Below are 25,530 nucleotides of genomic sequence, written 5' to 3'. Positions count from 1 at the left end.
GGCGGGCCTCCAAGGACCGGAATCGGATAGTGCACGCCCTTCGCCCGCTGCTTCGCAAATCCCTGTTCAACCTGTTCGCCGCAATCTTCGCATGTGCCGCGCTGCTTGCGCCGCGCGCGGCGGGCGCCGAAGCGCTGCTGCTGATCGAAGCCGACAGCGGCAAGGTGTTGCAGGCGGACAACGCGACCATTCCCTGGTATCCGGCCTCCGTCACCAAGATCATGACCGCCTATGTGACGCTGAAGGCGGTGAAGGACGGCAAGCTCACGCTCGACACGCTGCTCACGGTGTCGCCGACGGCCGCCTCGCAGTCGCCCTCGAAGATGGGGTTCCGCCCGGGAACACAGCTCACGGTCGACAACGCGCTGAAGATGATGATGGTCAAGTCGGCGAACGACATGGCCGTGGTGCTCGCCGAAGGCGTCGGCGGCTCGATCGACGGCTTCTCCGCGATGATGAACGACACCGCGAAGAAGCTCGGCATGACGCAGACGAGCTACGTCAATCCGAACGGCCTGCCCGCCGACGGCCAGATCACCTCCGCGCGGGATCTCGGTATCCTGGCACGCTCGTTCCTGCGCGATCTGCCGGAGTACGAATACTTCGTGCACATCCCGGCGATCCGCTTCGGCAAGCGCATCACGGGGAATTTCAACAAGCTGATCGGCCGCTATCCCGGCGCCGACGGCTTCAAGACCGGCTTCATCTGCGCCTCCGGCTACAACCTCGTCGCGTCAGCGACGCGCAACGGACGCCGGCTGATCGCGGTCGTGCTCGGCGCCAACTCCGGCACCGCACGCGCGGTGAAGGCGGCGCAACTGCTCGAGCGCGGCTTCAGCCAGGACAATCTGTCGTGGCTGCGGCCCTCGCTCGGCACCGTCGACAACCTCGTGCCGGTCGACGCCTCGCCTCCGAACCTGCGCGAAGACATGTGCGGCGGCCATCGCAAGCGGCCCGCCAGCGACGACGACGATGCGCTGATCGCGGCCAATGGCGGCACCAGCGGATCGGCCTCCGCCACCGGCGGCGAAGCCCAGGTCACCTTCTTCACCGCCGGCCTCCAGCCGCCCCTGATGAAGGCCTCCGAGCTGATGGCCTCGGCGCCCGCGGCGGCCGAGCCTGTGCTGGTCTATACCGGCCCGACCCGCACCGGCACCGCCCTGATCGCTGCGGTCGCAGCCGACGCCGACCAGCAGGCCACGCCAAAGGCGCGTGGCAAGAAGTCGCGCGTCGCCAAGAAACCCGACGCGGCCGACAGGCCGGCCGATAAGCCGAAGGACACCAAGACGGCGGCCGCGAAGCCGGACGCCAAGGGGGATGCGAAAGGTGGCGCAAAGGCCGACACCAAGACCGCAGCCAAACCCGCCGGGACCAAGCATGCCGCGGCGAAGCCCGATGCGGCGGCGAAACCCGCGGAGAAGCCCGCAGCAAGTGGCGACCAGGCGGCGAAGCCCGCCAAGCCAAAGGCCGCGACCAAGCCTCCCGCCAAGCCGGCCAACAACAGTTAGCGCCCCTCGGAATTAAACCGCTACCCGCACTTCGCACCTGCGGCAGCGCGGCTTGCGACGATTCCAGTAGCCACTCTCAGACCTTTGCCCTAAGCCTCGACGGCTTGCCACCCGTTCCGGCAGGCTCGATACTGGCGGTAATGAGGCAAGCCCGAGACACAACGGGCTCTGGTGCAAGAGAGGGGAGTTTCCATGGAGCGCATCTGGCTTAAGCAATATCCGCCCGGCGTGCCGGCCGATATCGAGCCGACCCAATACGCATCGCTGGTCGACCTTCTGGAGGAGAGCTTCGCCAAGTTCGCCGACCGCAAGGCGTTCATCTGCATGGACAAGTCGATCAGCTATCGCGACCTCGACCAGATGTCGGTCGCGCTCGCTGGCTATCTGCAGGGCCGTGGCCTGCAACGCGGCGCCCGCGTCGCCATCATGATGCCGAACGTGCTGCAATATCCGGTCGCCACCGCCGCGGTGCTGCGGGCCGGCTTTGCGGTCGTCAACGTCAATCCGCTCTACACGCCGCGCGAGCTCGAGCATCAGCTCAAGGATTCCGGCGCCGAAGCCATCATCGTGCTGGAGAATTTTGCCCACACCGTCGAGCAGGTGATCGCGAAGACGCAGGTCAAGCACGTCATCGTCGCCAGCATGGGCGACCTGCTCGGCTTCAAGGGCGTGATCGTCAATCTCGTCGTTCGCCGCGTCAAGAAAATGGTGCCGGCCTGGTCGCTGCCGGGCGCGGTGTCCTTCAACGACGCGCTGTCCGCCGGCCGCGGCATGACCTTCAACAAGCCGAAGCTGTCGCCGGGCGATGTCGCCTTCCTGCAATATACCGGCGGCACCACCGGCGTCTCCAAGGGCGCCACGCTGCTCCACCGCAACATCGTCGCCAACGTGCTGCAGAACGACGCCTGGCTGCAGCCGGCGCTCGCGGCGCCCCCGCATGTCGATCAGCTCATGATCGTCTGCGCGCTGCCGCTCTATCATATCTTTGCGCTGACGGCCTGCTACCTGCTCGCGGTGCGCGCCGGCGGCTGCAATCTGCTGATCCCCAATCCGCGCGACATCCCGGGCTTCGTCAAGGAGCTGGCGAAGTACCAGGTCAACAGCTTCCCGGCCGTCAACACGCTCTACAACGGCCTGATGCACCACCCTGATTTCAAGAAGCTCGACTTCTCCAAGCTGAAGATCTCCAACGGCGGCGGCATGGCCGTGCAGCGGCCCGTCGCCGAGCAGTGGAAGGCGGTGACCGGCTGCTTCATCGCCGAAGGCTATGGCCTGTCGGAGACCTCACCGACGCTGACCTGCAATCCGGCAACCACGAACGATTTCTCCGGTTCGATCGGCATCCCCGTGCCCTCGACCTATATTTCCATTCGCGACGACGACGGCAACGAGCTGCCGCTCGGCCAGCCCGGCGAGATCTGCGCCAAGGGCCCGCAGGTGATGTCGGGCTACTGGAACAGGCCGGAAGAGACCGCCAAGGTGATGACCGCCGACGGCTATTTCCGCACCGGCGACATCGGCGTGATGGACGAGAAGGGCTACACCAAGATCGTCGACCGCAAGAAGGACATGATCCTGGTCTCCGGCTTCAACGTCTATCCCAACGAGATCGAGGAAGTGATCGCGAGCCATCCGGGCGTGCTCGAATGCGCCGTGATCGGCATCCCCGACTCCAAGTCGGGCGAAGCGGTGAAGGCCTTCGTGGTGAAGAAGGACCAAAACCTCACCGCCGAGGCCGTGATCAAGTTCTGTCACGAGCAGCTCACCGGCTACAAGGTGCCCAAGCACATCGAATTCCGCACCGACCTGCCGAAGACCAATGTCGGCAAGATCCTGCGCCGGCAGCTCCGCGACGAGAAGAAGGCGGAGGCGGCGTAAGGCTGCCTTTGAGCCATGACTGACGTCGGCGACATCGAGCCGGCCAGCATTCTCGCCTTCTGGCGCGAGGCCGGCCGCAACGCCTGGTATAAGCGTAACGACGCGTTCGATGCGGATGTCCGGCGCCGTTTCCTCGATCTGTGGCGGCAAGCCGCCGCCGGCGAGCTGGCGTCTTGGGAGAGAAGCGACGACGGCGCGCTGGCGCTCGTCATCGTGCTCGACCAGTTTCCCCGCAACATGTTCCGGGGCACCCCGCAGGCCTTTGCCAGCGACGCACTGGCGCGCGACATCGCCCGCCGCGCCATCGATCGGGGCGTCGATCGCAGGATCGACCCGGCGCTGCTCGAATTCCTCTATCTGCCTTTCATGCATTCCGAGCACCTGCCGGACCAGGAGCACTGCGTCGCGCTGTTTCAGGACACCGACAATGCCGAAAACCTGAAATACGCGCGCGAGCACGCCGACATCATCCGCCGGTTCGGCCGTTTTCCCCACCGCAACCGCGTCCTCGGACGCCCGACCACCGAGGACGAGCAGGCCTTCCTCGACGATGGCGGCTTTTCGGGCTGATGACATCACGGTGAAGGGCGGCCGCCCTCGCCGCTTTCCCTGCCGGCAATATTGTGCAGGCCCGCCGCACGGTCTAAAAAGCGGGATCGATATTCAGGGAGACTGACGATGGCGATCCAGACTGGCGACAAGCTGCCCGAGGCGAAATTCCGCGTGATGACCGCGGAAGGTCCGCAGGTGAAGACCACCGACGATATCTTCAAGGGCAAGAAGGTGGCGCTGTTCGCGGTGCCCGGCGCCTACACCGGCACCTGCCACAAGATGCATCTGCCGAGCATCTTCCTCAACGCCTATGCCATCAAGGACAAGGGCGTCGACACCATTGCCATCATCTCCGTCAACGACGCCTTCGTCATGAACGCCTGGAAGCGCGACACCGACCAGCGCGACGAAGCCGTCTTCCTCGCCGACGGCAACGCCGACTTCACCAAGGCGATCGGCATGGAGCTGGACGCCTCCGCCAACGGCCTCGGCATCCGCTCCAAGCGCTATTCGATGCTGATCGAGGACGGCGTGGTGAAGAAGCTGAACCTCGAAGCGATGCCCGGCAAGGTCGAGGTATCAGGCGGCGACACGCTGCTCGGGCAGCTGTAAGGCGGTCGCCGCTCGTGGCCACACTCTCGGTGTCGTCCCGGCCTAGTGCGCAATTGCGCACGGGGGGCCGGGACCCATACGCCGGGTGGGAGTTGTGACGCGAGATGGTCATGACCAATCTCCGCCAAATTCAGTTTGGTGGCTATGGATCCCGGCCTTCGCCGGGATGACATGGGAATTGGGGCACGAGTTGCCCCAATTCTCCGCGTTGTTGCGCCCGATGATGAGTTAGGAGCTGGCGTCGAGAGCCCCCTACTCCGCCACCCTCTGCTGCAACCGCGCCTTTACGATCCCGTCCCGTGCCAGCTGATCGGCTCGCTCGTTCTCCGGATGCCCGGCGTGGCCCTTGACCCAGTGCCAGCGGACCTCGTGCGCCTTCAGTGCGGCGTCGAGGCGCTGCCATAGCTCGACATTCTTGACCGGCTTCTTGTCGGCGGTGCGCCAGCCGTTGCGCTTCCAGCCGTGGATCCAGCCGGTGATGCCCTGCCGGACATATTGGCTGTCGGTGTAGAGATCGACCGTGCACGGCTTTTTCAACGCTTCGAGCGCGGAGATCGCCGCCATCAACTCCATCTGGTTGTTGGTGGTGTGGCGCTCGCCGCCGTTCAGCTCCTTCTCCTTGTCGCCGAACTTCAGGATCGCGCCCCAGCCGCCGGGCCCGGGATTTCCCGAGCACGCGCCATCGGTATAGATCGTGACATTGGGAAGCTCGCTCACGCGACCAGTCCTGACGGCATCAGCCCGTAGTCGCGCACGCTTGAAACGCTCTGGTGGAAGCGCAGCTTACGGACATATTCCAGCGGATCCTTCGGACGCACCAGCGCGCCGGGCGGCACGTTGAGCCAGTCGACCAGCCGCGTCAGCAGGAAACGGATCGCAGCGCCGCGCGCCAGCAGCGGCAGCGCGGCCTCTTCCGCCTCCGAGAGCTTGCGCACGCGGCCATAGGCATTGAGGAAGGCGCGCGCCTTGGTGACGTTGAAGGAGTGATCCGGCTCGAAGCACCAGGCGTTGAGACAGATCGCGACGTCATAGGCCAGCATGTCGTTGCAGGCGAAGGTGAAGTCGATGATCCCGGAAAGCTTGTCGCCGAGGAAGAAGACGTTGTCATTGAAGAGGTCGGCGTGGATCACGCCCTCGGGCAGATCGGTCGGCCAGACCCCGCTCGCGAGATAATCGAGCTCGGCTGCGAGAAACGCGCGCAGGCCCGGCTGCACCTCGTCGGCGCGGTCGGACGCTGCATCGAACAGCGGCCGCCAGCCGGAGACGGAAAGCGCATTGGCGCGCCGAACCGCGAAATTGGCGCCGGCCAGATGCATCCTGGCGAGCCCCTCGCCGACGCCGGCGCAATGGGCCACGTTCGGCTTGCGCGGCCAGACGCCTTCGAGAAAGGTGATGATCGCGGCGGGGCGGCCCGACAGCTCGCGCAGCGCCTCGCCGTCCCGTCCTCTCACCGGCAGCGGACAATTGACGCCGTGCTCGGAAAGATGCGTCATCAGCGCGAGGAAGAACGGCAGATCGTTCTTCGCCACGCGCTTCTCGTAGAGCGTGAGGATGAACGATCCCTTGGTGGTGTGCAGCAGGAAGTTGGAATTCTCGACGCCCTCGGCGATGCCCTTGTAGGAGAGCAATTCGCCGAGATCGTACTGGCTCAGAAAATCCGCAAGCTCGTCGGCGGCAACGTCGGTGTAGACCGCCATAAAAGTCTACTCGGCGGCAGCTTCGGGGCGCACCTGACGCGGCAACGGGAAGAACTCGTTCTCTTCCGCCGCCGAAACCGTCTCCACATGCAGCGTGAAACGCTCGGCGAAGGCGTCCATGATCTCCTCGACGATCACTTCCGGCGCCGAGGCGCCCGCGGTGATGCCGAGGCTGCTGATGTTTTCGAACCGCTTCCAGTCGAGGTCGGCGGCGCGCTGCGCCAGCACCGCGATCGGGCAGCCCTCACGCTCGGCGACCTCGCGCAGGCGCTGCGAGTTCGACGAATTGGGGGCACCGACAACAATGAGCGCGTCCACCACCGGCGCCACCTTCTTCACCGCGAGCTGGCGGTTGGTGGTGGCGTAGCAGATGTCTTCCTTGTGCGGCCCGTTGATGTTCGGGAAACGCTCCTTGAGCAGCGCGACGATCTCCGCGGTGTCGTCGATCGACAGTGTGGTCTGGGTCACGAAGGCGAGGTTGTTGGGGTCCTTCGGGGTGATCGTCTTGGCGTCCTCGGCGGTCTCGATCAGGGTGACGGCGCCGAGGGGGAGCTGGCCGAGCGTGCCGACCACCTCGGGGTGATGGGAATGGCCGATCAGGAAGATCTCGCGGCCGCGCTTGAAGTGGATCGCGGCCTCGCGGTGGACCTTGGTCACCAGCGGGCAGGTCGCGTCCAGCGAGAACAGATTGCGGGACTGGGCGTCGGCCGGAACCGATTTCGGCACGCCATGGGCCGAGAACACCACCGGCGCGGTGGTGTTTTCCGGGATTTCTGCCAGCTCCTCGACGAAGATGGCGCCCTTCTTCTTCAACCCGTCGACGACATATTTGTTGTGCACAATCTCATGGCGAACATAGACGGGCGCGCCGTATTTATCGAGCGCCCGTTCCACGGTGTCGATCGCCCGGACCACCCCGGCGCAGAAGCCGCGGGGAGAACAAAGCACGATCTTGAGGTCTGGTTTTGCTGACATTGAGCGATCTCGGGACCGAATCACCTCGCCAAATGGGCGGGAAGCGGCCTTTGGATGAATAGGGCTTAGGTACGGGTTTACGGCGACTTCAGAGGGAATTGGGCCCCCTTTCGGGCGCTGTCAAGGCACTATCTATAGCAGAACCATTGCGTGGCTACCCCCTCCGGGCTTATATAGCGTGAATTCCCAGTCATCGCTGATGACCACCGGCTTCGCCTCCAAAGGGGTGGGCGAAGCACAAAGGAGATTTGCCATGAGCAACGCACCTCTGATGCCCAAGGCGACCGCCGTCTGGCTGCTCGACAACACCGCGCTGACCTTCGATCAGGTCGCCGATTTCACCAAGATGCATCCCCTCGAGGTGCGCGCGATCGCCGACGGCGACGCGGCCCAGGGCATCAAGGGCATGGATCCCCTCTCCAACGGCCAGCTCACCCGCGAGGAGATCGAGAAGGGCGAGAAGAACCCGGATTACCGGCTCCGCCTCCAGGAGAGCAAGGTGGTGCTGCCGCCGCAGCCCAAGCGCAAGGGCCCACGCTACACCCCGGTCTCGCGCCGCCACGAGCGCCCGAGCGCCATCCTCTGGCTGCTGCGCAACCACGCCGAGCTCAAGGACGCCCAGATCATGCGCCTGGTCGGCACCACCAAGAGCACGATCGCCAGCGTGCGCGACCGTACCCACTGGAACACCTCCTCGCTGACCCCGATCGATCCGGTCACCCTCGGCCTCTGCTCGCAGATCGAGCTCGATTTCGAGGTGGCGCGCGCGGCCAAGGAGAAGCCGATCGACGCGGCCTATGGCGGCGCGACCCTGCTGCCGGCCTCGGAGACCACCAAGAAGGATGAGTTCGAGCCGGCCGAGCGATCGAGCGACGACCTCAACGTCGACGCCGTGTTCGCCAAGCTGAAGACGCTCGGCGGCAAGAAGCAGGACCAGGAGGAAGAATAGTCCTCCGTTCTCCGTCCGCGATCAAACGCAAACAAAACGCGGCAGGGAAACCTGCCGCGTTTTTGCTTGTGGTCTCTCCACCGTCGAGAGGCAGCGTGCTTGCGCCATACCCTCAGTGTCGTCCCGGCGAAGGCCGGGACGACGTTAGGGAAGAGTGTGCCTCCCTAACGCAATAACAACCTCAGAACTTGTACGTCACGCCGGCGCCGACCAGCCACGGGTCGATATGCGCGGTGCCGGTGACGGGCAGCCCACTGACGGTCGCGCTGTAGTCCGGCCGCAGCCAGAGCTTCTTGACGTCGACGTTGAGGCCCCAGTGCCGGTCGAGCATGTAGTCGAAGCCGAACTGCACGGCGCCGCCCCAGGCATTGCTGACATGCAGGCTCGTGGTGGTGGCGACGATCGCGGGCGGGCCGACGATGGCGGCCGGCGCATTGGCGGCGGAGTTGTTGAAGAACACGGTGTAGTTCACGCCGGCGCCGATATACGGCTTGAACGCACCGAAATTGTCGAAGTGATATTGCAGCGTCAGCGTCGGCGGCAGCAGCGTGGTCTTGCCGATCGGCAGATTCGCGAGCGAGCCGGTGCCGCTGATCGAATGCCTGGTCACACCGAGGATCAGCTCGGCCGCGATGTTCTTGGTGAAGAAATAGCTGATGTCGAGCTCGGGCACGACCTGATCGCTGATCGAAAGGCCGGAATTCGGCGACGACAGCGACGGCACGCCCGCGACGTTGACGGTGGAGCCGCCGGCATCGGGCAACACGCCGAGCACGCGCAGGCGCACCATCCAGGGATTGAACGCCTCCACCGGCGGCGCCTTCTTGTAGACCGGCAGGTCCGCGGCCTGCACTGATGCAAAAGTCCCCGCGAGCATCGCGCCGACCACCGCGATCCGCGCCAAGTTTCTTGTCGTTCTCTGCATTGCAATCCCCTTCAGCCATCTCTCGCGCATCGTTGCGCGACATCAGCGTCAGAGCAGAAAGGGGATGGTGAAGGATTTGACGCCGATCAAACCAGGCGAAACGTGGCACGATTTGTGTCGCGGCGTTGCAGATGTGTCACGAGAAACGCGGATGCGAGCAAGTGGCCAGGCAGGATAATTCCGCGCGCGATATCACGGCCGCTCGGGATGATTCAGCATGTACTCGCCGAGATCGCGCTGGCGGCGGTCGGCGCGGGCGGTGGCGGCATTGCGCTGGACGTCGCGGTCCTTGCGGCAGGCCACATATTCCGGCGAGCCCACCGCATAGCCGCGGCTCTGGCAGACCGCGTCGTCATCGTCGCCGCCCACAGCCACCGGCGTCTGGTAGCGCGCCGAGCAAGCGGAGAGAGCGATGGCGATAGCTAAGGCAGTGAGCAGGCGCGGCGCGGCGGAGAGCGGCATCTAGGGTCCCTTGTTGCCGGCACTGTTTAGCGCGGAATGCGGAGAATGTAAGTCCGGAGGATCCGGTTTCCGCTGGACGTCATTCCCCGCGAAGGCGGGGAATCCAGTACGCCGCGACTTCTCCGCGCCTCTCGCCGTCCCCGGGAATACTGGATCGCCCGCTCCAGTGCGCAATTGCGCACAAGGCGGGCGACGACAGCGGAAAGCGGTGAGGCAGCGCCGCCTCACACCCGCCCCTTCAGCGCCTCGCCGATCTCGTCCAGCACCTTGGGATCCTCGATCGTCGCCGGCATGGTCCAGGATTCGCCGTCGGCAATCTTCTTGATAGTGCCGCGCAGGATCTTGCCCGAGCGCGTCTTGGGCAGGCGGCCGACGGTGATGGCGAGCTTGAAGGCGGCGACGGGGCCGAGCTTGTCGCGCACCAGCGCGATGATCTCCTTCTCGATCTCGGCAGGGGCGCGCTTCACGCCGGCCTTGAGCACCAGGAAGCCGCAGGGCACCTCGCCCTTGATCGCATCCTTGACGCCGAGCACGGCGCATTCGGCGACATCAGGATGCGAGGCCAGGATTTCCTCCATGCCGCCGGTGGACAGCCGATGGCCGGCGACGTTGATGATGTCGTCGGTGCGGCCCATCACCCAGACATAGCCGTCCTCGTCCTTGTAGCCGGCGTCCGAGGTTTTGTAATAGCCGGGGAATTCGCTGAGGTAGGCTTCCTTGAAGCGTTCATCCTGATTCCATAGCGTCGGCAGGCAGCCCGGCGGCATCGGCAGCTTGATGACGATCGAGCCCATCTTGTTCGGGCCGACCGGCTTGGCCGCTTCATCGACCACGTCGACCTGATAGCCCGGCATCGGCACCGTCGGCGAGCCGTGCTTCACCGGCAGCATGCCGAGGCCGACCGGATTGCCGGCGATGCACCAGCCCGTCTCGGTCTGCCACCAATGATCGATCACAGGCACCTTCAACTGCTGCTCCGCCCATTCCACCGTCGGCGGATCGGCGCGCTCGCCGGCGAGGAACAGCGTGCGGAATGTCGAAAGATCATATTGCCGGATGAATTTTCCTTCCGGGTCTTCTTTGCGGATCGCGCGGAACGCAGTCGGCGCGGTGAACAGCGCCACCGCCTTGTGCTCGGAGAGGACGCGCCAGAATGCGCCGGCATCGGGCGTACCGACGGGCTTGCCCTCATACATGATCGAGGTCGCGCCATGCAGCAGCGGGCCGTAGATGATGTAGCTGTGGCCGACCACCCAGCCGATGTCCGAACCGCACCACCAGACCTCGCCCGGCTTGACGCCATAGAGATTGAACATCGACCATTTCACCGCGACGAGATGGCCGCCATTGTCGCGCACGACGCCCTTGGGAATGCCCGTGGTGCCCGAGGTGTAGAGGATGTAGAGCGGATCGGTGGCGGCGACCGGCACGCAAGGCGCCTTCTTGCCGTCGTTCATCGCCTTGCGCCGCAGGCTGGCCCAATCGTAGTCGCGGCCCGGCGTCAGGTCGCAGGTGAGCTGCGGTCGTTGCAGCACGATGCAGGCCTTCGGCTTGCTGCTCGCCAGCCTGATCGCCTCGTCGAGCAGCGGCTTGTACTGCACGATGCGGCCGGGCTCGATGCCGCAGCTCGCCGACAGGATCAGCTTCGGCTGCGCATCGTCGATGCGGGTGGCGAGCTCCTTCGCGGCAAAGCCGCCGAACACCACCGAGTGCACCGCGCCGATGCGCGCGCAGGCGAGCATCGCAACCACCGCCTCCGGCACCATCGGCATGTAAAGGATGACGCGGTCGCCCTTGGCGACGCCGAAAGCCTGCATGACGGCGCCAAGCGCCTGCACCTCGTCCAGCAACTCGGCATAGGTGAGCTTGGTGACCGCGTTCGTCAGCGGCGAATCATGGATCAGTGCGACCTGGTCGGCGCGGCCGCGTTCGACATGGCGGTCGAGCGCGTTGTAGCAGGTGTTGACCACGCCGCCGGCGAACCAGCGGCCATAGGTTCCTTGCGTGGCATCGAAGATCGTCTTGGGCGGCTCGATCCAGTCGATCTCCTTGGCCGCCTCGGCCCAGAAGCCCTGGGGATCAGCCAGCGAGCGTGCATGGACCTCATGATAGCTGCTCTTGCCCTGGATGTTCATGTCCCGCGCTCCCGTTCGCTTTATTGGCCTGGCCCAGACCTGACGACAGGACGGGGGTCCCGCCATGACCAGGATCAATTGCCGGCGTTGTTTGCGGGCTATTTTCCCGGGAACGGGCCGCGGTTCAAGCTGAAAAGGATGGGCCCTTTGGAGGAGGCACTACCGCCGCGAAGGCAGGCGCGCCCGCGGGGAGGTGAGAGTTGGGCTCACGGAAGCTTCCACAGCGTCATGGCCGGGCTTGTCCCGGCCATCCACGTCTTGCCATGTGGCACGAAGAACGTGGATGCCCGGGCCTTCGCCTCGCCGAAGCGGCTTCGGCCGCGCAGGCGGGACAAGCCCGGGCATGACGACCTCTCATGAACGTTCGTATGCAATTGCCCTGTCGCAGGCGGGGAGAGGCGAGGAACACCGGCGTCGAACGCCTCAGCTCTCCATCGCGTTCAGCCGCTGCAGCCGATCCTGCATGACCTTCCTCAGATCATAGCCGGGCCGGCCAAAGCTGGCATTGCGGAGGCTAAGGAAATCGCGCTGGGTGCGGCGCAGATCGCCGGCCGAACGCTTGCTCGCGGATTTCAGCACGCGCTCGTAGGTCTCGGCGATCTGGCGGTCGAGCACGCCCAGCTGCGGATCGGCGCAGATCACCTTCTCGACCTCGCGCCTTGCGGTCGCGCAATCGAAGGACGGGCCGTTGCCGGAATTCGCCGCGAGCGGACGCCGCGGCTCGTCGCCGAATTTCGCGATCTCCGCGATCATGGTGCGCCGGCCGCTGGCCGCGTTGTCGTTGCCGGGGTCGAGCTTCAGCGCGGTCTCGTAGTCGGCCAGCGCCTTCCTGCGCTCGCCCATCTTCTTGTAGAGCACGGCGCGGTTGTTGTAGGTCTGCGCGAAATTCGGGTCGAGCTTCAACGCAGCCTCGTAATCGCTCAACGCAGCTCCGAGCTCGCCCTTGAGCTGATAGGAATCGCCGCGGTTGGTGAAGAAGTTCGGCTTCGGCGCCAGCCGCAGCGCCTGGTCGTAATCGGCGATCGCCTTGTCGTATTCGCCCATCGCCGCCAGCGACAGGCCGCGATTGTCGTAATATTCCGGCACCTTCGGATCGAGCCTGATCGCCTCGCCGTCGTCGGCGACCGATTTGTCGAGCTGGCCGAGCTTCTTGTAGGCCGCGCCGCGATTGGTGTAGGTGCGCGGCCGGTTCGGATCGAGCCGCAGCGCCTCGCTGAGATCGCGGATCGCCTTGTCGTTGTCGCCGCCGAGATAATGGGTCACGCCACGATCGGACCAGGCCTGCGCGTCATCCGGCTTCAGCTTGATCGCCTGGTCGTAATCGGCGAGCGCGCGGTCGAGCCGGCGCTGATTGGTGTAGACGACGCCGCGCAGCTCGTAAGCCTCCGCATCCTGCGGATCGAGCTCGATCGCCTTGCTGAGGTCCGCCGCGGCGCGGTTCAAATCGCCGCCCGCCTCGCGCAGCAGGTCGCCGCGCAGCCGCCAGGCCTTGGCATTCCTGCCATCGAGCGCGATGGCGCGATCGATGTCCCGCAGGGCCTGGCTCAGGCCGCCCGAGGTCCGCGCATTGGCGTCAGCGCGAACCAGCAGCGCCGCAGCACGGTCGGACGATGGAAGTGAGGCCTGGTCGATGACGGCACTGCACGCCGGAATCAGCTCGGCGGGAGCGACCTTGCTGCCCGCCACGCAATCGACAGCGGCTGAGGCCGGGGCGGCGAGGACAACGCTCACGGCCGCGCCGAGGACGAAGGTGCGCAGCGAGAGTTTGGCAAACGGGAACATTTGCGCGGAAGAACGCGTGCCGCACATCGGGAAGGCTCCGTGACATCAGGTTTTCACCATTGTCGCGGCGGAGACAGAAAGGGTTCAATTTGGGGGGGCGCACCGCCGCCACACGCCCTCGCCCGTTCTTACGGGGAGAGGTTGGATGAGGGGCTGCTTCCGCAGGGACGGAGGGAGTCGAACGCGCGGAGACTCCCCCTCACCCGGAATTCGCTGCGCCAATTCCGGCCTCTGCCCGCACGCGGGGAGAGGCGAACAACTCAATACCCGTCCACCCCGTTCAGCCGTTGCAATCTGTCTTGCATCGCCTTCTTGAGATCGTAGCCGGCTCGCCCGTACCCGGCATTGCGGCGCGCGATGAACTCGTCCTGCTCGCGCTGGAGCATCTTGGCTTCCGCGGGATTCCGCGCCTCCCGGATCGCGCGTGCATTCGACCCAAAAATCTCACGGTCGAGGTCGGCGAGCTCGCGGTTGGCGCAGATCGCCTTCTCGACGGCCCGGACCGCGCTCCTGCAATTGAAGCTGGGCTTGCCGGCCACCGCCATCTGCGCGCCGATCCGCTCGATCTCGCGCGCCATCGCCTTGTGATTGGCCTTGGCCTTCTCGTGGTTCGGATCGATCTTCAGCGCGGCACCGAAATCCTGCACCGCCCTCGGCTTGTCGCCCTTCCTGAGCCACAGCTCGCCGCGCGCATTGAAGACATCCGCGAGCGCGGGATCGAGCAAAAGAGCACGGCTGTCGTCGGCGATCGCCCGGTCGATCTGATCATGCCGCGCATAAAGCGCGCCGCGCGCGACCAGCGCCTTGATCAGGTCCCCCTTCGCCGTCTTCTCATTGTCGATCACGGCCGCGCAGGTGGAAATCGCCTTGTCCATGTCGTCCGCCGCGGCAGCGCTGAGACACGGCGCGATGTCGACCTGGACGACGGCCGCCGGCTCGCCGCCGGTCGCGGCCTGGGCCGCGCCGAGCGGGAGCGCGCAGAGCAGTACAACACTGGACAATCGAATGAGATTTTGAAAACGCATGCTTGCTGCAGTCTGGAGCTCTTGCCTTGAGGCCGTACTATCCATCATACGGCCGGATTGGTGCTAGCTTGTGGCGCCGCGCAATCGGTTTCGGGGATTATCGTGTCGACATTCGAATGGATCATCGCGCTGCTGCTCGGCGCCGTTGCCTTATCGGCGCTGGCGCGGCGGATCAAGGTCCCCTACCCGACCTTTCTCGCCATCGGCGGCGCGCTGATCGCCTTCGTGCCGTCGAGCCCCACCTGGACGCTGGAGCCCGACCTCGCATTGGCGCTTTTTGTCGCACCGGTGCTGCTGGATGCGGCCTTCGACACCTCGCTGCGGGATCTGCGCAACAACTGGGTTCCGGTCTCGACCCTCGTCGTCGCCGCGGTCGGCCTGACCACGGCCGGCGTCGCCTTCGTGGCGCACCGGCTGATGCCTGACATGCCCTGGGCTGCCGCGGTCGCGCTCGGCGCCATCGTGGCACCGCCGGACGCCGCGGCTGCGGTCGCGATCCTGAGCCAGGTCAAGCTGCCCCACCGCATGGTGAAGGTGCTGGAAGGTGAGAGCCTGCTCAACGACGCGAGCGCGCTGCTGATCTATCGCATCGCCGTCGGCGCGGTCGTCATGGAGCATCTGAAATGGAGCGAGGTCGCGCCGACGATCGCGCTGGCGCTGGTCGGCAGCGTCCTCGCCGGCCTCTTGGCGGGCCGCATCATCCCGCTGTTCCTCGAACGCGTGAAGGAAGCGCCGAGCGCGATCATCCTGCAGTTCGCCACAACCTTCATGGTCTGGATCGCCGCCGAGCATCTCGGCCTCTCCGGCATCCTCACCATCGTCGTCTACGCCATCACCATGGCGCGCACGGCTGGGGCGCGGATGCCGGCTCGGCTGCGGGTGCCGTCCTATGCGGTGTGGGAGACGATGGTGTTCGTGCTCAACGTGCTCGCCTTCATGCTGATCGGCATGCAGATGCGGCCGATCTGGACGCGGCTCGACGCGGACGTGCGCTGGGAATATTGCGTGGCGGCAGCCTGGATCCTGCTCACTGTAGTCCTGGTGCGGCTGTTCTGGGTGACGTTCTACCGCACGACGCTGCGCGTGCTGATCGCGCACGGGCTCTATCACCCGAAGGATCCGAAGCAGGTGGCCTCGCCGAAGGGCGGCCTCATCATCTCCTGGTGCGGCATGCGCGGCCTGGTCACGCTCGCCACCGCCTTTGCGCTGCCGGAGAACTTTCCCTATCGCGACTTCATCGTCTTCATCGCCTTTGCCGTCGTGCTCGGTTCGCTGGTGATCCAGGGCCTGACGCTGCGGCCGTTGATCCTGGCCTTCGGTCTCACGGACGACGATCCCGTCGGCGCCGAGGTCGCACGCGGTCGCGCCGTCGCCTATCGCGCGGCTCTGGATGCGATCGAAAGCGACCCGTCAGAGGAGGCGGAGATCCTCAGGCTCGAATATCGCGCCATCCTGATGCAGACGGAAACCGATCCGAACGGCGGCATCGCCAATGGCGAATTGCCCGCCGACCCGCTGCGCCGCCGCGCCATCGAGGCCGCGCGCAAATCCATCTTCGACCTGCGCGCCACCGAAGTGATCGGCGACGACGCCTTTCACCGCCTCGAGGAGGAACTCGATCGCGCAGAATTGAGCGCGGGGGGATGAGACTCTTGCCGCATCCACAAACCCGGTGTCGTCCCGGCGGAGGGTGAACGGCTGGCTTGAACCAAACCCCGCCTCCCCAGACTCACTCCAGATGACGACCCTGACCGACGACCGTCGTGTCCGCGCGCGTGATGCGTCGCCCGCACGATATTTTTATCTTCACATGGCCCTGGCCTGCGCGGCGACCGCCTTTCTCGGCTTCGCGCCAACCTATTGGGTGCCGCTCGCCCGCGGTGCGTTTTCCGCAAGCCCGCTGATCCACTTTCACGGACTCTTGTTCTTCACCTGGACTCTCTATTTCGTGATCCAGACCTGGCTCGCAGCCTCGGGCCGCGTGGTCAATCACCGCGCGATCGGCATCGTCGGCGTTTCGCTCGCGACCGCGATGACGATCTTCGGCTTCCTCGCCTCGGTGCACGTGATGCAGCATTCCGCCGCACTCGGGCAGACCGATGCGGGCATCGCCTTCTCGATCGTGCCGATGAGCGGCATCGCGTTCTTTGCCGTGGTGTTCGTGCTCGGCATCGTGAACACGCGCAAGCCGGAAGTTCACAAGCGCCTGATGCTGCTCGCCGCGGTCTCGATCCTCGACGCCGCGATCGCACGCTGGTTTCTGACTTTCCTCGCGCCCCCGGGACCGCCCGGCCCGCCTCCGGTGCCGGTCACTATCGCGCCGGCGGTCGTCGCCTCGTTGCTGCTCGTCGTCGCCATGGTGCGCGACTGGCGCACTGAAGGCCGCGTGCATCCGGTCTACATCACCGGCACACTCGCATTGCTGGCGGTAAAGGTGCTGAACTGGCCGATCAGCGAGACGGCGGCATGGCATTCGTTCGCCGGCGGGATTTTGGCGCTGGCGCAGTAGGTCGCCAAGCATTCAGGCGTCGTCCCGGCGAAGGCCGGGACCCATTACCCCCAAGGTCAGTTGTTGGAGAATGCTGGAGGCCCAGCCTTCGTCAAACCAGGCCTTGAGGTTATGGGTCCCGGCCTTCGCCGGGACGACACAGGAGTGTGAGGCAGCAGCTAGACCTACGCCCCCGCCTTGCACGTGATCCCGCCGTCCACCACGAGCTCGATCCCCGTGACATATTTCGACTCGTCCGAGGCCAGGAACAGCGCGGCGTTGGCGACGTCGAAGGCGTCGCCCATGTGCCCCATCGGCACTTGCGCATCGCGGGCGCGCCACATCGCCTCGACATCGCCCTTGGCGTAGCTGGCGGCAAGGCCGGCGGAATGCTCCACCATCGGCGTCTTCATCAGGCCGGGCAGGATCGCATTGACGCGCACGTGATGCCGCGCGAACTCGATCGCGGTGGTTCGCGTCATCTGGTTCATCGCTGCCTTCGAGGTGCCGTAGGTGACGTAGGAGATGCCCATGTGGCGGATCGAGGCGATCGAGGAGATGTTGATGATCGAGCCGCCGCCCTGCTTCACCATCACGGGGATGACGTGCTTCATGGCGAAATAGGCGCTCTTGAGATTGACGCTGAAGACGCGATCCCAGCTCTCCTCGGTCACCTCGACCACGCTGCCCATCTCGGCAATGCCGACATTGTTGTCGAGCACGTCGATGCGGCCATAGGCTTTCAGGCAGGCTGCGACCATCGCCTCGATCTCGGCGGGCCGTGACACGTCGGCCGTGAACGCGGTTGCCTTGCCGCCCTCGCCGGTGATGATCTTCGCGGTCTCCTCGGCGGCGGCGCCGTTGCGATCGACGCAAAACACCTGCGCGCCCTCGCGCGCAAAGGTCACTGCGGTGGCCTTGCCATTGCCCCAGCCCGGTCCGATCGAGCCGGCCCCCACCACCATCGCAACCTTGCCCTTGAGCCGATCCATCGCGTGTCTCCCGTGTTGTTGTTCTTGTAGCCCGGATGGAGCGAAGCGCAATCCGGGGCAGCGGTCCCGGATGCCGCTGCGCTCATCCGCGCTACTGATCGTTGCAGACCTTCATCGTCGTGACGTTAGCACCTATGGGATGCCCGACAATCTCCGACAACGTCCGGCACGTGCCCTCATGGCAGAGCCGCCATTCGCCGGCCGCACCGGAATTGCCGAGCACGACCTCCCGCATCGGCGCACGCTGCGGCCGCCATTGAAACCAGCCGTCGACCAGCCGCGCCTCGGGCGGCGGCTCCATGCCGGGACCGGTGCCCTTGACGCGGGCCTGCACCAGTTCGAGGCCGGCAGGCGTTACGCGCCAGTCCTCCTGCCATTCGACCTTCGCGATCGAATGCGTCCATGCAAGCGTGAACGCGGACAGCGCCAGCGCCTTGACGCCGCCGGCTGTTGCCAAGCAGAAGCTCACACCGCCTCGACCGGCGCCGGCGGGCGTTGCCGCCATTGCCACAGCACCAGCGCCGCAGAGAGCACGAAGCCCGCGGTGTCGCTGAACGGGAAGTCGCCGAGCAGGCAGAACGCAGCGCCGAGCGCGACCAGGCGTTCGATCAGTGTCAGCCGCGTGAACAGGAAGCCGATCGCGACCATGCCGAACAGCGCGATCGCCACCAGCGCCTTGAGGGTCGCGAGCGCCACCGCGCCGTAGAAGCCGAGTTTTGCCGCCATGGGATCGCCGCCCTGCAGCATCAACGCCGGCGAATAGGCGAAGATGAAGGGGATGACGTAGCCGGCGAGCGCGATGCGCATCGCTTCCCAGCCGATCTTGTCCGGATTTTCCTTCGCGATCGGCGCGGCCGCGAGCGCGGCGAGCGCCACCGGCGGCGAGAGGTCGGCCATGATGCCGTAGTAGAACGCGAACATGTGGCTGGCGATCAGCGGCACGCCGAGTTTTGCGAGCGCGGGCGCTGCGAGCGCCGCGGTGATGATGTAGGTCGGGATCGTCGGAATGCCGGTGCCGAGCAGGATCGACAGCAGCATGGTCATGATCAGCGCCAGGAACAGGCTCTTCTCACCGAGCCCGATCACCCAGCCGCCGAAGATGGTGCCGACACCGGTCTGCGACATCATGCCGATGATGACGCCGACGATGGCGCAGGCCATGCCGACGGTGATGGCGGACTTGGCGCTTTCAGCCAGCGCATTGCGGCATTCGCGCAAGGCCGCGAACCCGCCGCGCACGAACGCCGTGATCACGATCAGCCCGACCACGATGCTCGCAACCGGCACGATCTGAAGTCCGTCGCGCGACAGCGCGGCGACGACGAGTGCAAGACCGATCCAGAAGACATAGCGGATCAGCATCGACGAGGCGCCCGTCGTGATGGCGGTGCCAAGGATCAGCGCCACCGTCAGCGCGAGGCCCATGCTGCCGGCATAGAGCGGCGTAAAGCCTTCGAACAGCATGTAGACCAGCGCGGCGAGCGGCAGCACGAGGTACCAGCGCGTCACCAGCGCCCTCCAGGCGCTCGGGATCTCCGAGCGCTTCATGCCGACGAGGCCGTGCTTGCCGGCTTCCAGATGCACCATCCAGAACGCGGAAGCAAAGTAGAGGATGGCGGGGATCGCCGCCGCCTTGACGATCTCCGAATATTGGACGCCGAGCGTCTCCGCCATGATGAAGGCGACCGCGCCCATCACCGGCGGCATGATCTGCCCGCCCATCGACGCCGTGGCCTCGACGCCGGCGGCGAAGGCGCGGCGATAGCCGAACCTGATCATCAAGGGAATCGTGAACTGGCCGACGGTGACGACGTTGGCGACGCCCGAGCCCGAGATCGTGCCCATCATGCCCGAGGCGAACACCGCGACCTTGGCAGGACCGCCGCGGGTCCTGCCGAATAACCCGAGAGAAACGTCGGTGAAGAGCTGGATCATGCCGGCGCGTTCCAGGAACGAGCCGAACAGGATGAACAGGAAAATGTAGGTCGCCGAGACGTAGATCGGCACGCCGTAGAAGCCTTCGGTGCCGAACGACAGATGCGTGACGATCTGGTCGAAATCATAGCCGCGATGGTTGAGCGGCGACGGCAGATATTGGCCGAAGAACCAGTAGAGCAGGCACGCCCCGCACATCAGCGGCAGCGCCGCGCCCATCAGGCGCCGCGTGCCCTCGAAGATCAGCACCGCGAGCAGCGTGCCGACGACGAGATCGAGCCTGGTCGGATCGCCGTCGCGCGCGATCAAATCGGCGTAGAATATCCACTGATAGAGTCCGCAGAAGAAACCGGCCGCGCCGATCACCCAGCCGAGCGCGCGGCCGACATCGCTCCTGGCGGTGAAATTGCCGATCAGGCCGAAGGTGAGGAGAACGAGGAAGCCGACATGGACGCCGCGCACCACCTGACTCGGCAGATAGTTGAAGGCCGCGACATAGAGCTGGAAGGTGGCGAAGGCGATGCCGATCCAGTAGGCGAGATGGCCCCACCAGCCGGGACCGAAGCCTTCGGGGAAACCGTGCTCGAAATTGTCGAACTCGACCTTGATGGGCTCCGCGGAGCCCTCTGCCTGCAACATCGATATGTCCCCAACCGTCCAACGCTTATAACATTGCACAGCGTCTCCAGACCGTCATGCCCGGGCTTGTCCCAGGCATCCACGGACTTTCTCGCCCAGCCTTAGAACGTGGATGGCCGGGACGAGCCCGGCCATGACGTCCGATAACGAAAGCTGACTACTTGATCAGCCCCTTTTCCTTGTAATAGCGGATCGCGCCGGGGTGCAGCGGAACCGGGCTGCCGGTGGCGGCCGTCTCGAGCTTGATCTCCTTGCCCGCGGCATGGGCATTCTGCAATTCCGGCAGCGACTCATAGACCAGCTTGGTCATCTGGTAGGCGAGATCGTCCGATACTGCCGAGCTCGTCACGAGGTAGTTGACCACGGCCGCGGTCGGCACGTCCTTGTCCTGACCCGTATAGGTGTTGGCCGGAATGGTCGCCGCGATGAAGGGCGGGCCGATCTTGTCGACCGTCTCCTTCGGCACCGACACCACCGTGATCGGGCTCGAGGTCGAGAGATCCTTCAGCGAGGCCACACCGAGCCCGGCCGATTGCAGCGTCGCACCCAACTGGCGGTTCTTCATGAGGTCGACGGATTCGGCGAACGGCAGATACTCGACCTTGCCGAGGTCCTTGTAGCTCATGCCGGCCGCACTGAGGATCGCGCGGGAATTCAGCTCCGTGCCGGATTTCGGCGCACCGACCGACAGGCTCTTGCCCTTGAGGTCGGCGAGCGTCTTGATGCCGCTCTCGGCGGTCGCGACGATCTGGATGTAGTTCGGATAGATCGCGCCGATGGTCCTGAGCTTGTCGAGCTTGGTCTTGAAGCCGGCCTCCTCCTCGCCGTCCCAGGCGGCTTTGAGCGAGTCGCCCAGCGTGAACGCCAGCTCGCCGCGGCCCTGCTGGAGCAGGATCAGGTTCTCGACCGACGCCTTGGTGGCCTGCACCTGCGTCTTCACGTTCGGAATCTTGTCGCCGTAGATCTTCCCGATCGCGACCCCGAGCGGATAGTAGACGCCGGAGGTGCCTCCGGTCAGCACGTTGATGAAGGATTGCGCATGCGCGCAAGGCACCGACGCCGCCAGAGCAAGAGCCGCGGCCACGCCGAAAATCGTCCGTTTCATGATTTCTGTACTCCCCAAACCGGCGGGGAAATTGGCCGGATGAGGGGGGCAGGTCAACCCATCCAATAGGCAAAACAGGAGTGCGGTAAACAGCCGTTCCGGCTCGACTTTTGGGAACCAGGCGGGTGCGGCGACGTGGCGCAGGAGAATCGCCCCGCGCCCGACCGCACCGGCTTCGCGCGCGCCCTCACTGGAACGTCATGTCCAGGCACTTGGAGATGTCGGAGCCGAGGCCGGAGGAGATGATGATGCAGCCGCGCACCTTCTGCGCGGTGACGTCGGCCGCCCAGATCGAGTAGCCGCCCGGGCCGAAGAACGAATTGGTGTTCGGCGGCTCGGTCTCGGTGGCGTCGAAGTCGTAGTGGCCGTCGGTCTCGAAGACGCGCGGCTTCTTGGTGCAGCCGCCGTCGGTCTGGACGTTGATGACTTCCTTGTTGTCCCGGGTCAGCGCCAGCGAGACCTGGCAGCGGAAATATTCCGAGGTCTTGGTGTTGAACAGGTAGGTGTAGGACTTGCAGGTCGCCGTGTTCAGCTTTCCCGGAGCAAGGCCGCGGCTGCACGAAATCCGCTGGTTGTGGCTGAGCTGGTAATCATCGGCCCGGGCGGCCGGCGCCAGCGCCGTCAGCGACAATGCAGCAGCCCAGCAAAATTTAATCACGTGGCGCATCCGAATCATCCCTACCAATAATTTTGTCGAGTTGCGTTCTAGACGGAAAGCGGAACATAGTCGCGAGGGGACGAAGGGAAAATCACAAACTGCTGGGCAAGACGTGATGCGCTGCGGCGCTTTCGCGAATTGACCTGGAAATACCGTTCGTGATTTGTTCAAGCCGGATGCCCCGACGATGGGGAGGATGGAATCATGGCATTTTCAACGAAGGCATTTGCGATCGCGGCGGCGCTCGGTGCATTCACCGCACCCGCATTGGCGCAGACCGAGGCGGCGCCCTGGGAGCTCAAGTCCGACATGGGCTACGCTTATGACAAGGACGGCAAGACGTATTCCTACAAGATGGGCACCAGCAACGCCGGCGAGCTGCTGAAGGGCGCCAAGAAGGTGCCGAAGGGCACGCTGTTCTTCATCGGCCACAACGGCCAGCTCTACATGCGCAGCGGCCCGTATCTGGAAGGCGACGGCAAGTTCAAGTTCGGGCCGGATCAGTAAGGCGCGTCAGCGCCGTGCCCACCATCCATCAGCGCGTTCCGATCGAAAGCGGTGGGCACGCTGCGCTTTGCCCACCCTGCGGCAGCGTCCTAAAACGCCCCCGCCAGCTCCCGCGCGCCGGCATTGTTGCTATTGCTGTCCATCCGCGTATCCGTCACCGCCAGCAGCTTGGCCACCGTGTTGTGGCGGATCGCGACCGGGTTGCGCTCGTAGCCGCCGCGCTGGAAGAAGTTCGAGGTCGGCACCTGCTCGCGCATCGCCTGCGGCATCGTCACCATGTCGAGCCCGGTGCCGTCGCCGGTGAGGTTCATCATCTCGAGCTCGGCCGCGCTGAGCGGACGGGTGTAACCCTTGGCACGCGCGAACAGCACGGATGTCAGCAGTTTATGGGTCTGCAGCATCGGCCCGATGTCGATGTCGAGCACCATCGCATGCATGGCCCAGCCCTGCGCGGTGTTGCCGATCTTCTCGTGCTCCGACCAGGTGTCCGGCACCGACTTGGCATGCGCCACCATCTTCTTCAGCACGGTGAGCTTGTGCTCGAGCGACTGGCGCGCCGGCCCTGAGGTCCGCGCCACCTTGTCGGAAAGCGCGCGAATGAATTCATGGCCCTGCTCGGCCAGCAATTCGACGCTGTTGGTGGTCAGGAGCTGGTTGTAGCCCATCGCGGTCGAGATCGCGCGCTTGCCGCCATGCTCGATGCCCGCCTGCACGTCGTAACTGCCGGTGCCGCCGGTCTCGAACGAATAGACCCGCACGGCCTGCTCGCGCGTCAGGCCCGAGGCGAGCGCGTAGCGCGCATAGGCGCGCTTGAACTCGACCTCGCTGGACGGGCGCTGCGGCGTGAACTGGTAGAGCTCCTGCGCCGCGCGCAGCAAATCCGAGACCACGGGTATCGGCTTTTTGGTCGGGCGCTCCGGCGTTTCCTCCGGCTCCGGATTCACCGGCCGCTTCGGCCCGTTGTAGAGCGGCGGATGCTCGAGCACGTAGTCATCGAGCGTAATCTGCTGTCCGCTGCGCCGCTTCGCGTTGCGGCCTTTCCGCTTCTCGGAGATCTGGCTCCAATAGGCGCCGGCCTCCTCGTCGAAGGCCGCGCGCGCGGCCTGATAGTCCGCAAGCTTGCGACGATATTCGAGCACGGCGGGCGACGCCCCGCCTTGCGCGAAAAACTGCGACAGCAGCTGCGCGTTGGCATTGCGGACGGCCGGCGGCAGCGCGTCGGGCTCGCTGCCACGCGCAGCAGGCGCGAGCAGGACGAGCGCGAGTGGAACCAGCGCCAGGGGTTTTCGAATCGAGCGATGCATGCTGCCCTCCTAGCAGGCATCCGGTAACCGGCACGTTAACGCGCCGTTTACCTCTTTTTTTCAGCTCTTGCGTCACTTCCAGGCGAACACCGGCTGTTCCAGCTCGGCCACGCGGGTCTGCCGCCCCGCCAGCACCTCGCGGAACTGATAGATCAGCGCCGCCGTCGGCGCGTGGATCAGGCTTGCCTGATGATGGAAGCGGATGACGCGGCGCGCGCTCTCGGGGATCGCGACGAAGTCGAAGGCGTCGTCGCGCTCGATCGTGGCGAGCGCGATACGATGGACGGAAGCGACCTCGTCCGGGTTCGGACGAATCGCGGCGCCGTCCATGGCCCAGACCACGACCGGCGTGATCAGATAGCCGGAGCGGGTCGGATAATCGTCGAGCGTGCCGAGCACCTCCGCGCCGGTGAGGCGAAGGCCGAGCTCCTCGTCGAGTTCGCGCAGCGCCGCCTCGACCGGCGTCTCGCCGGCATCGCAGCGGCCACCCGGCAGGGCCCATTGGCCGCGATGGGCGCGCAGATGCGATGCGCGCAGCGTGAGCAGGAACGCGGTGTCGTCCCCCTCGCCCGCCGCGGTCAGCGCGACCGCCACCGCGGCGCGCTTCAGCGCCGGCGCTGCGCCGTCTTCCGGCAGCCGCGTGAAGGCCGCGCAGGCGGCGGCGATATTCCGCCGTGTGGCATCGTCGAAAGGTCTCATCATGCTTGACTACACCACGTCCGCCCCCGATGAAATGAGATCGCAAGGCCCGCAGAGGAATGGACGACGAGATGACCAACAAGGCCGCCGCAAGGCTGAAATCGGAGGGCTGGACCATCCTCGAGACCACGGGCTTCATGCACCTGATCGGTCCCCTGTGGGAGCGCAAGGTCGACGGCCATTACGAATTCGCACTCGCCACCGAGGACAAGCACCACAACCGCCGCGGCATGGTCCAGGGCGGCGTGATGATGACGTTCGCCGACCGCACCTGCGGCATGACCGCCCGCTACGTCTCCGGCAAGGAGTTCATGGCGACGGTGCAGCTCGACACTCATTTCGTCGAAGCCGGCCAGATCGGCGACATCCTGATCTCCCGCCCCCGCGTGGTACGCTCGACCCGCAGCCTCGTCTTCATGAGCACCGAGGTCACCGTCGAGGGCCGCTGCATCGTGATGGCCAATGGCGTGTTCAAGATCCTGAAGGGGCCGGGGTAGGCGCGCCCGGTCAGGCCGACGCTGCCGACACACCCACCGCCGTCATTCCCCGCGAAAGCGGGGAATCCAGTACGCCGCGGCTTCTCGATTGAACTACAGCCGTCTCGGAGTACTGGGCGGATTCAACGGCTCGTCGCAACACCCTGTGTATCGCTCACTCGTAGCAATTGGTCGAGAGTTTCCGCCGGTGTTTTCCAACCTAGGGT

General features: G+C 65.3%; 24 protein-coding genes. 9 read left to right on the top strand and 15 right to left on the bottom strand.

Annotation, left to right across the window (positions count from 1 at the left end; all coding sequences use genetic code 11):
• Positions 1-29: 29 nt before the first annotated feature.
• From AC1RUR_RS22435 to AC1RUR_RS22420, 4 genes are all read left to right on the top strand, one after another.
• Positions 30-1,508, top strand: a complete 1,479-nt coding sequence (locus AC1RUR_RS22435) for a D-alanyl-D-alanine carboxypeptidase family protein (protein WP_492847933.1) — start codon at positions 30-32, stop codon at positions 1,506-1,508.
• A gap of 192 nt (positions 1,509-1,700) precedes the next feature.
• Entirely contained in the window at positions 1,701-3,386 is a 1,686-nt protein-coding gene (locus AC1RUR_RS22430) for a long-chain fatty acid--CoA ligase (protein ID WP_492847931.1), read from the top strand.
• 15 nt (positions 3,387-3,401) lie between these two features.
• Positions 3,402-3,956: a DUF924 family protein gene (locus tag AC1RUR_RS22425; protein WP_492847929.1), complete on the top strand. Its 555-nt coding sequence runs from the start codon at positions 3,402-3,404 to the stop codon at positions 3,954-3,956.
• Positions 3,957-4,064: 108 nt separating this feature from the next.
• Complete coding sequence (locus AC1RUR_RS22420) at positions 4,065-4,550, top strand: peroxiredoxin (protein WP_492847927.1); 486 nt, start codon at positions 4,065-4,067, stop codon at positions 4,548-4,550.
• 252 nt (positions 4,551-4,802) lie between these two features.
• On the opposite strand, the gene rnhA is transcribed toward AC1RUR_RS22420, so the two are convergent.
• Genes rnhA through ispH form a run of 3 tightly spaced genes read right to left on the bottom strand, consistent with a single transcriptional unit; the run spans position 4,803 to position 7,222 of the window.
• Positions 4,803-5,267 (bottom strand): ribonuclease HI, encoded by a 465-nt coding sequence (gene rnhA / locus AC1RUR_RS22415; protein WP_097662137.1) that lies wholly within the window; start codon positions 5,265-5,267, stop codon positions 4,803-4,805.
• Positions 5,264-6,247, bottom strand: a complete 984-nt coding sequence (locus tag AC1RUR_RS22410) for a homoserine kinase (RefSeq protein ID WP_492847925.1) — start codon at positions 6,245-6,247, stop codon at positions 5,264-5,266. The genes rnhA and AC1RUR_RS22410 overlap by 4 nt, the downstream gene beginning before the upstream one ends.
• Before the next feature lie 6 nt (positions 6,248-6,253).
• The gene (ispH, locus tag AC1RUR_RS22405; RefSeq protein ID WP_492847923.1) at positions 6,254-7,222 is read right to left on the bottom strand and encodes a 4-hydroxy-3-methylbut-2-enyl diphosphate reductase; all 969 of its coding nucleotides are present in this window, start codon (positions 7,220-7,222) and stop codon (positions 6,254-6,256) included.
• 253 nt (positions 7,223-7,475) lie between these two features.
• On the opposite strand from ispH, the gene AC1RUR_RS22400 reads away from it, so the two are divergent.
• Positions 7,476-8,171: a DUF1013 domain-containing protein gene (locus AC1RUR_RS22400; RefSeq protein ID WP_492847921.1), complete on the top strand. Its 696-nt coding sequence runs from the start codon at positions 7,476-7,478 to the stop codon at positions 8,169-8,171.
• 181 nt (positions 8,172-8,352) lie between these two features.
• On the opposite strand, the gene AC1RUR_RS22395 is transcribed toward AC1RUR_RS22400, so the two are convergent.
• The 5 genes from AC1RUR_RS22395 to AC1RUR_RS22375 form a co-directional block, all read right to left on the bottom strand.
• On the bottom strand, positions 8,353-9,096 hold the full coding sequence (locus AC1RUR_RS22395) for an OmpW/AlkL family protein (protein ID WP_492847919.1): 744 nt from the start codon (positions 9,094-9,096) through the stop codon (positions 8,353-8,355).
• Positions 9,097-9,288: 192 nt separating this feature from the next.
• Entirely contained in the window at positions 9,289-9,558 is a 270-nt protein-coding gene (locus AC1RUR_RS22390) for a hypothetical protein (protein WP_492847917.1), read from the bottom strand.
• Positions 9,559-9,782: 224 nt separating this feature from the next.
• The gene (locus AC1RUR_RS22385; RefSeq protein WP_492847915.1) at positions 9,783-11,693 is read right to left on the bottom strand and encodes a propionyl-CoA synthetase; all 1,911 of its coding nucleotides are present in this window, start codon (positions 11,691-11,693) and stop codon (positions 9,783-9,785) included.
• A gap of 423 nt (positions 11,694-12,116) precedes the next feature.
• A complete protein-coding gene (locus AC1RUR_RS22380; RefSeq protein WP_492847913.1) occupies positions 12,117-13,502 on the bottom strand; it encodes a tetratricopeptide repeat protein in 1,386 nt (461 codons plus the stop codon).
• A 233-nt stretch (positions 13,503-13,735) separates the two neighbouring features.
• Positions 13,736-14,500, bottom strand: a complete 765-nt coding sequence (locus AC1RUR_RS22375) for a tetratricopeptide repeat protein (RefSeq protein ID WP_492847911.1) — start codon at positions 14,498-14,500, stop codon at positions 13,736-13,738.
• A gap of 102 nt (positions 14,501-14,602) precedes the next feature.
• Here AC1RUR_RS22375 and AC1RUR_RS22370 point away from each other — a divergent pair, with 102 nt between their 5' ends.
• Both AC1RUR_RS22370 and AC1RUR_RS22365 read left to right on the top strand, forming a co-directional pair.
• The gene (locus AC1RUR_RS22370; RefSeq protein ID WP_492847909.1) at positions 14,603-16,147 is read left to right on the top strand and encodes a cation:proton antiporter; all 1,545 of its coding nucleotides are present in this window, start codon (positions 14,603-14,605) and stop codon (positions 16,145-16,147) included.
• 91 nt (positions 16,148-16,238) lie between these two features.
• Positions 16,239-17,009, top strand: a complete 771-nt coding sequence (locus AC1RUR_RS22365; protein WP_492847907.1) for a hypothetical protein — start codon at positions 16,239-16,241, stop codon at positions 17,007-17,009.
• 164 nt (positions 17,010-17,173) lie between these two features.
• On the opposite strand, the gene AC1RUR_RS22360 is transcribed toward AC1RUR_RS22365, so the two are convergent.
• The 5 genes from AC1RUR_RS22360 to AC1RUR_RS22340 all read right to left on the bottom strand — a co-directional run bounded on the left by AC1RUR_RS22360 (position 17,174) and on the right by AC1RUR_RS22340 (position 22,326).
• On the bottom strand, positions 17,174-17,980 hold the full coding sequence (locus tag AC1RUR_RS22360) for an SDR family NAD(P)-dependent oxidoreductase (protein WP_492847905.1): 807 nt from the start codon (positions 17,978-17,980) through the stop codon (positions 17,174-17,176).
• 91 nt (positions 17,981-18,071) lie between these two features.
• Positions 18,072-18,485 carry a DUF1850 domain-containing protein gene (locus AC1RUR_RS22355; RefSeq protein WP_492847903.1) on the bottom strand — a complete coding sequence of 138 codons (414 nt, stop codon included), beginning with the start codon at positions 18,483-18,485 and terminating at the stop codon, positions 18,072-18,074.
• A complete protein-coding gene (locus AC1RUR_RS22350; RefSeq protein ID WP_492847901.1) occupies positions 18,446-20,554 on the bottom strand; it encodes a TRAP transporter permease in 2,109 nt (702 codons plus the stop codon). The genes AC1RUR_RS22355 and AC1RUR_RS22350 overlap by 40 nt, the downstream gene beginning before the upstream one ends.
• Positions 20,555-20,711: 157 nt before the next feature.
• Entirely contained in the window at positions 20,712-21,659 is a 948-nt protein-coding gene (locus AC1RUR_RS22345) for a TAXI family TRAP transporter solute-binding subunit (protein ID WP_492847899.1), read from the bottom strand.
• 187 nt (positions 21,660-21,846) lie between these two features.
• The gene (locus AC1RUR_RS22340; protein WP_492847897.1) at positions 21,847-22,326 is read right to left on the bottom strand and encodes a hypothetical protein; all 480 of its coding nucleotides are present in this window, start codon (positions 22,324-22,326) and stop codon (positions 21,847-21,849) included.
• A 195-nt stretch (positions 22,327-22,521) separates the two neighbouring features.
• Between AC1RUR_RS22340 and AC1RUR_RS22335 the strand changes: the two genes are divergently transcribed.
• Positions 22,522-22,824 (top strand): hypothetical protein, encoded by a 303-nt coding sequence (locus AC1RUR_RS22335; RefSeq protein WP_492847896.1) that lies wholly within the window; start codon positions 22,522-22,524, stop codon positions 22,822-22,824.
• Between the two features lie 89 nt (positions 22,825-22,913).
• Here AC1RUR_RS22335 and AC1RUR_RS22330 read toward each other — a convergent pair whose 3' ends face one another.
• Positions 22,914-24,128, bottom strand: a complete 1,215-nt coding sequence (locus AC1RUR_RS22330; RefSeq protein ID WP_492847894.1) for a hypothetical protein — start codon at positions 24,126-24,128, stop codon at positions 22,914-22,916.
• Between the two features lie 72 nt (positions 24,129-24,200).
• Positions 24,201-24,830, bottom strand: coding sequence for an NUDIX hydrolase (locus AC1RUR_RS22325; RefSeq protein WP_492847892.1), 630 nt, complete (start codon positions 24,828-24,830; stop codon positions 24,201-24,203).
• Positions 24,831-24,898: 68 nt separating this feature from the next.
• Between AC1RUR_RS22325 and AC1RUR_RS22320 the strand changes: the two genes are divergently transcribed.
• Positions 24,899-25,324 carry a PaaI family thioesterase gene (locus AC1RUR_RS22320; protein ID WP_492847890.1) on the top strand — a complete coding sequence of 142 codons (426 nt, stop codon included), beginning with the start codon at positions 24,899-24,901 and terminating at the stop codon, positions 25,322-25,324.
• The last annotated feature ends 206 nt before the right edge of the window (positions 25,325-25,530 follow it).

This window comes from Bradyrhizobium sp. GW821-FHT12B03 (assembly GCF_058807535.1).
This window is presented reverse-complemented; position numbering and strand designations above follow the sequence as displayed.

Excerpts from the sequence above, each read along its gene's own strand:
- AC1RUR_RS22400 (WP_492847921.1), top strand. The coding sequence starts at position 7,476 with ATGAGCAACGCACCTCTGATGCCCAAGGCGACCGCCGTCTGGCTGCTC.
- AC1RUR_RS22425 (WP_492847929.1), top strand. The coding sequence starts at position 3,402 with ATGACTGACGTCGGCGACATCGAGCCGGCCAGCATTCTCGCCTTCTGG.
- AC1RUR_RS22430 (WP_492847931.1), top strand. The coding sequence starts at position 1,701 with ATGGAGCGCATCTGGCTTAAGCAATATCCGCCCGGCGTGCCGGCCGAT.
- AC1RUR_RS22395 (WP_492847919.1), bottom strand. The coding sequence starts at position 9,096 with ATGCAGAGAACGACAAGAAACTTGGCGCGGATCGCGGTGGTCGGCGCG.
- AC1RUR_RS22330 (WP_492847894.1), bottom strand. The coding sequence starts at position 24,128 with ATGCATCGCTCGATTCGAAAACCCCTGGCGCTGGTTCCACTCGCGCTC.
- AC1RUR_RS22375 (WP_492847911.1), bottom strand. The coding sequence starts at position 14,500 with ATGCGTTTTCAAAATCTCATTCGATTGTCCAGTGTTGTACTGCTCTGC.
- AC1RUR_RS22345 (WP_492847899.1), bottom strand. The coding sequence starts at position 21,659 with ATGAAACGGACGATTTTCGGCGTGGCCGCGGCTCTTGCTCTGGCGGCG.
- AC1RUR_RS22390 (WP_492847917.1), bottom strand. The coding sequence starts at position 9,558 with ATGCCGCTCTCCGCCGCGCCGCGCCTGCTCACTGCCTTAGCTATCGCC.
- AC1RUR_RS22340 (WP_492847897.1), bottom strand. The coding sequence starts at position 22,326 with ATGCGCCACGTGATTAAATTTTGCTGGGCTGCTGCATTGTCGCTGACG.
- AC1RUR_RS22380 (WP_492847913.1), bottom strand. The coding sequence starts at position 13,502 with ATGTGCGGCACGCGTTCTTCCGCGCAAATGTTCCCGTTTGCCAAACTC.
- AC1RUR_RS22325 (WP_492847892.1), bottom strand. The coding sequence starts at position 24,830 with ATGATGAGACCTTTCGACGATGCCACACGGCGGAATATCGCCGCCGCC.
- AC1RUR_RS22360 (WP_492847905.1), bottom strand. The coding sequence starts at position 17,980 with ATGGATCGGCTCAAGGGCAAGGTTGCGATGGTGGTGGGGGCCGGCTCG.
- AC1RUR_RS22355 (WP_492847903.1), bottom strand. The coding sequence starts at position 18,485 with ATGGCGGCAACGCCCGCCGGCGCCGGTCGAGGCGGTGTGAGCTTCTGC.
- ispH (WP_492847923.1), bottom strand. The coding sequence starts at position 7,222 with ATGTCAGCAAAACCAGACCTCAAGATCGTGCTTTGTTCTCCCCGCGGC.
- AC1RUR_RS22420 (WP_492847927.1), top strand. The coding sequence starts at position 4,065 with ATGGCGATCCAGACTGGCGACAAGCTGCCCGAGGCGAAATTCCGCGTG.
- AC1RUR_RS22320 (WP_492847890.1), top strand. The coding sequence starts at position 24,899 with ATGACCAACAAGGCCGCCGCAAGGCTGAAATCGGAGGGCTGGACCATC.
- AC1RUR_RS22385 (WP_492847915.1), bottom strand. The coding sequence starts at position 11,693 with ATGAACATCCAGGGCAAGAGCAGCTATCATGAGGTCCATGCACGCTCG.
- AC1RUR_RS22335 (WP_492847896.1), top strand. The coding sequence starts at position 22,522 with ATGGCATTTTCAACGAAGGCATTTGCGATCGCGGCGGCGCTCGGTGCA.
- AC1RUR_RS22410 (WP_492847925.1), bottom strand. The coding sequence starts at position 6,247 with ATGGCGGTCTACACCGACGTTGCCGCCGACGAGCTTGCGGATTTTCTG.
- AC1RUR_RS22350 (WP_492847901.1), bottom strand. The coding sequence starts at position 20,554 with ATGTTGCAGGCAGAGGGCTCCGCGGAGCCCATCAAGGTCGAGTTCGAC.
- AC1RUR_RS22365 (WP_492847907.1), top strand. The coding sequence starts at position 16,239 with ATGACGACCCTGACCGACGACCGTCGTGTCCGCGCGCGTGATGCGTCG.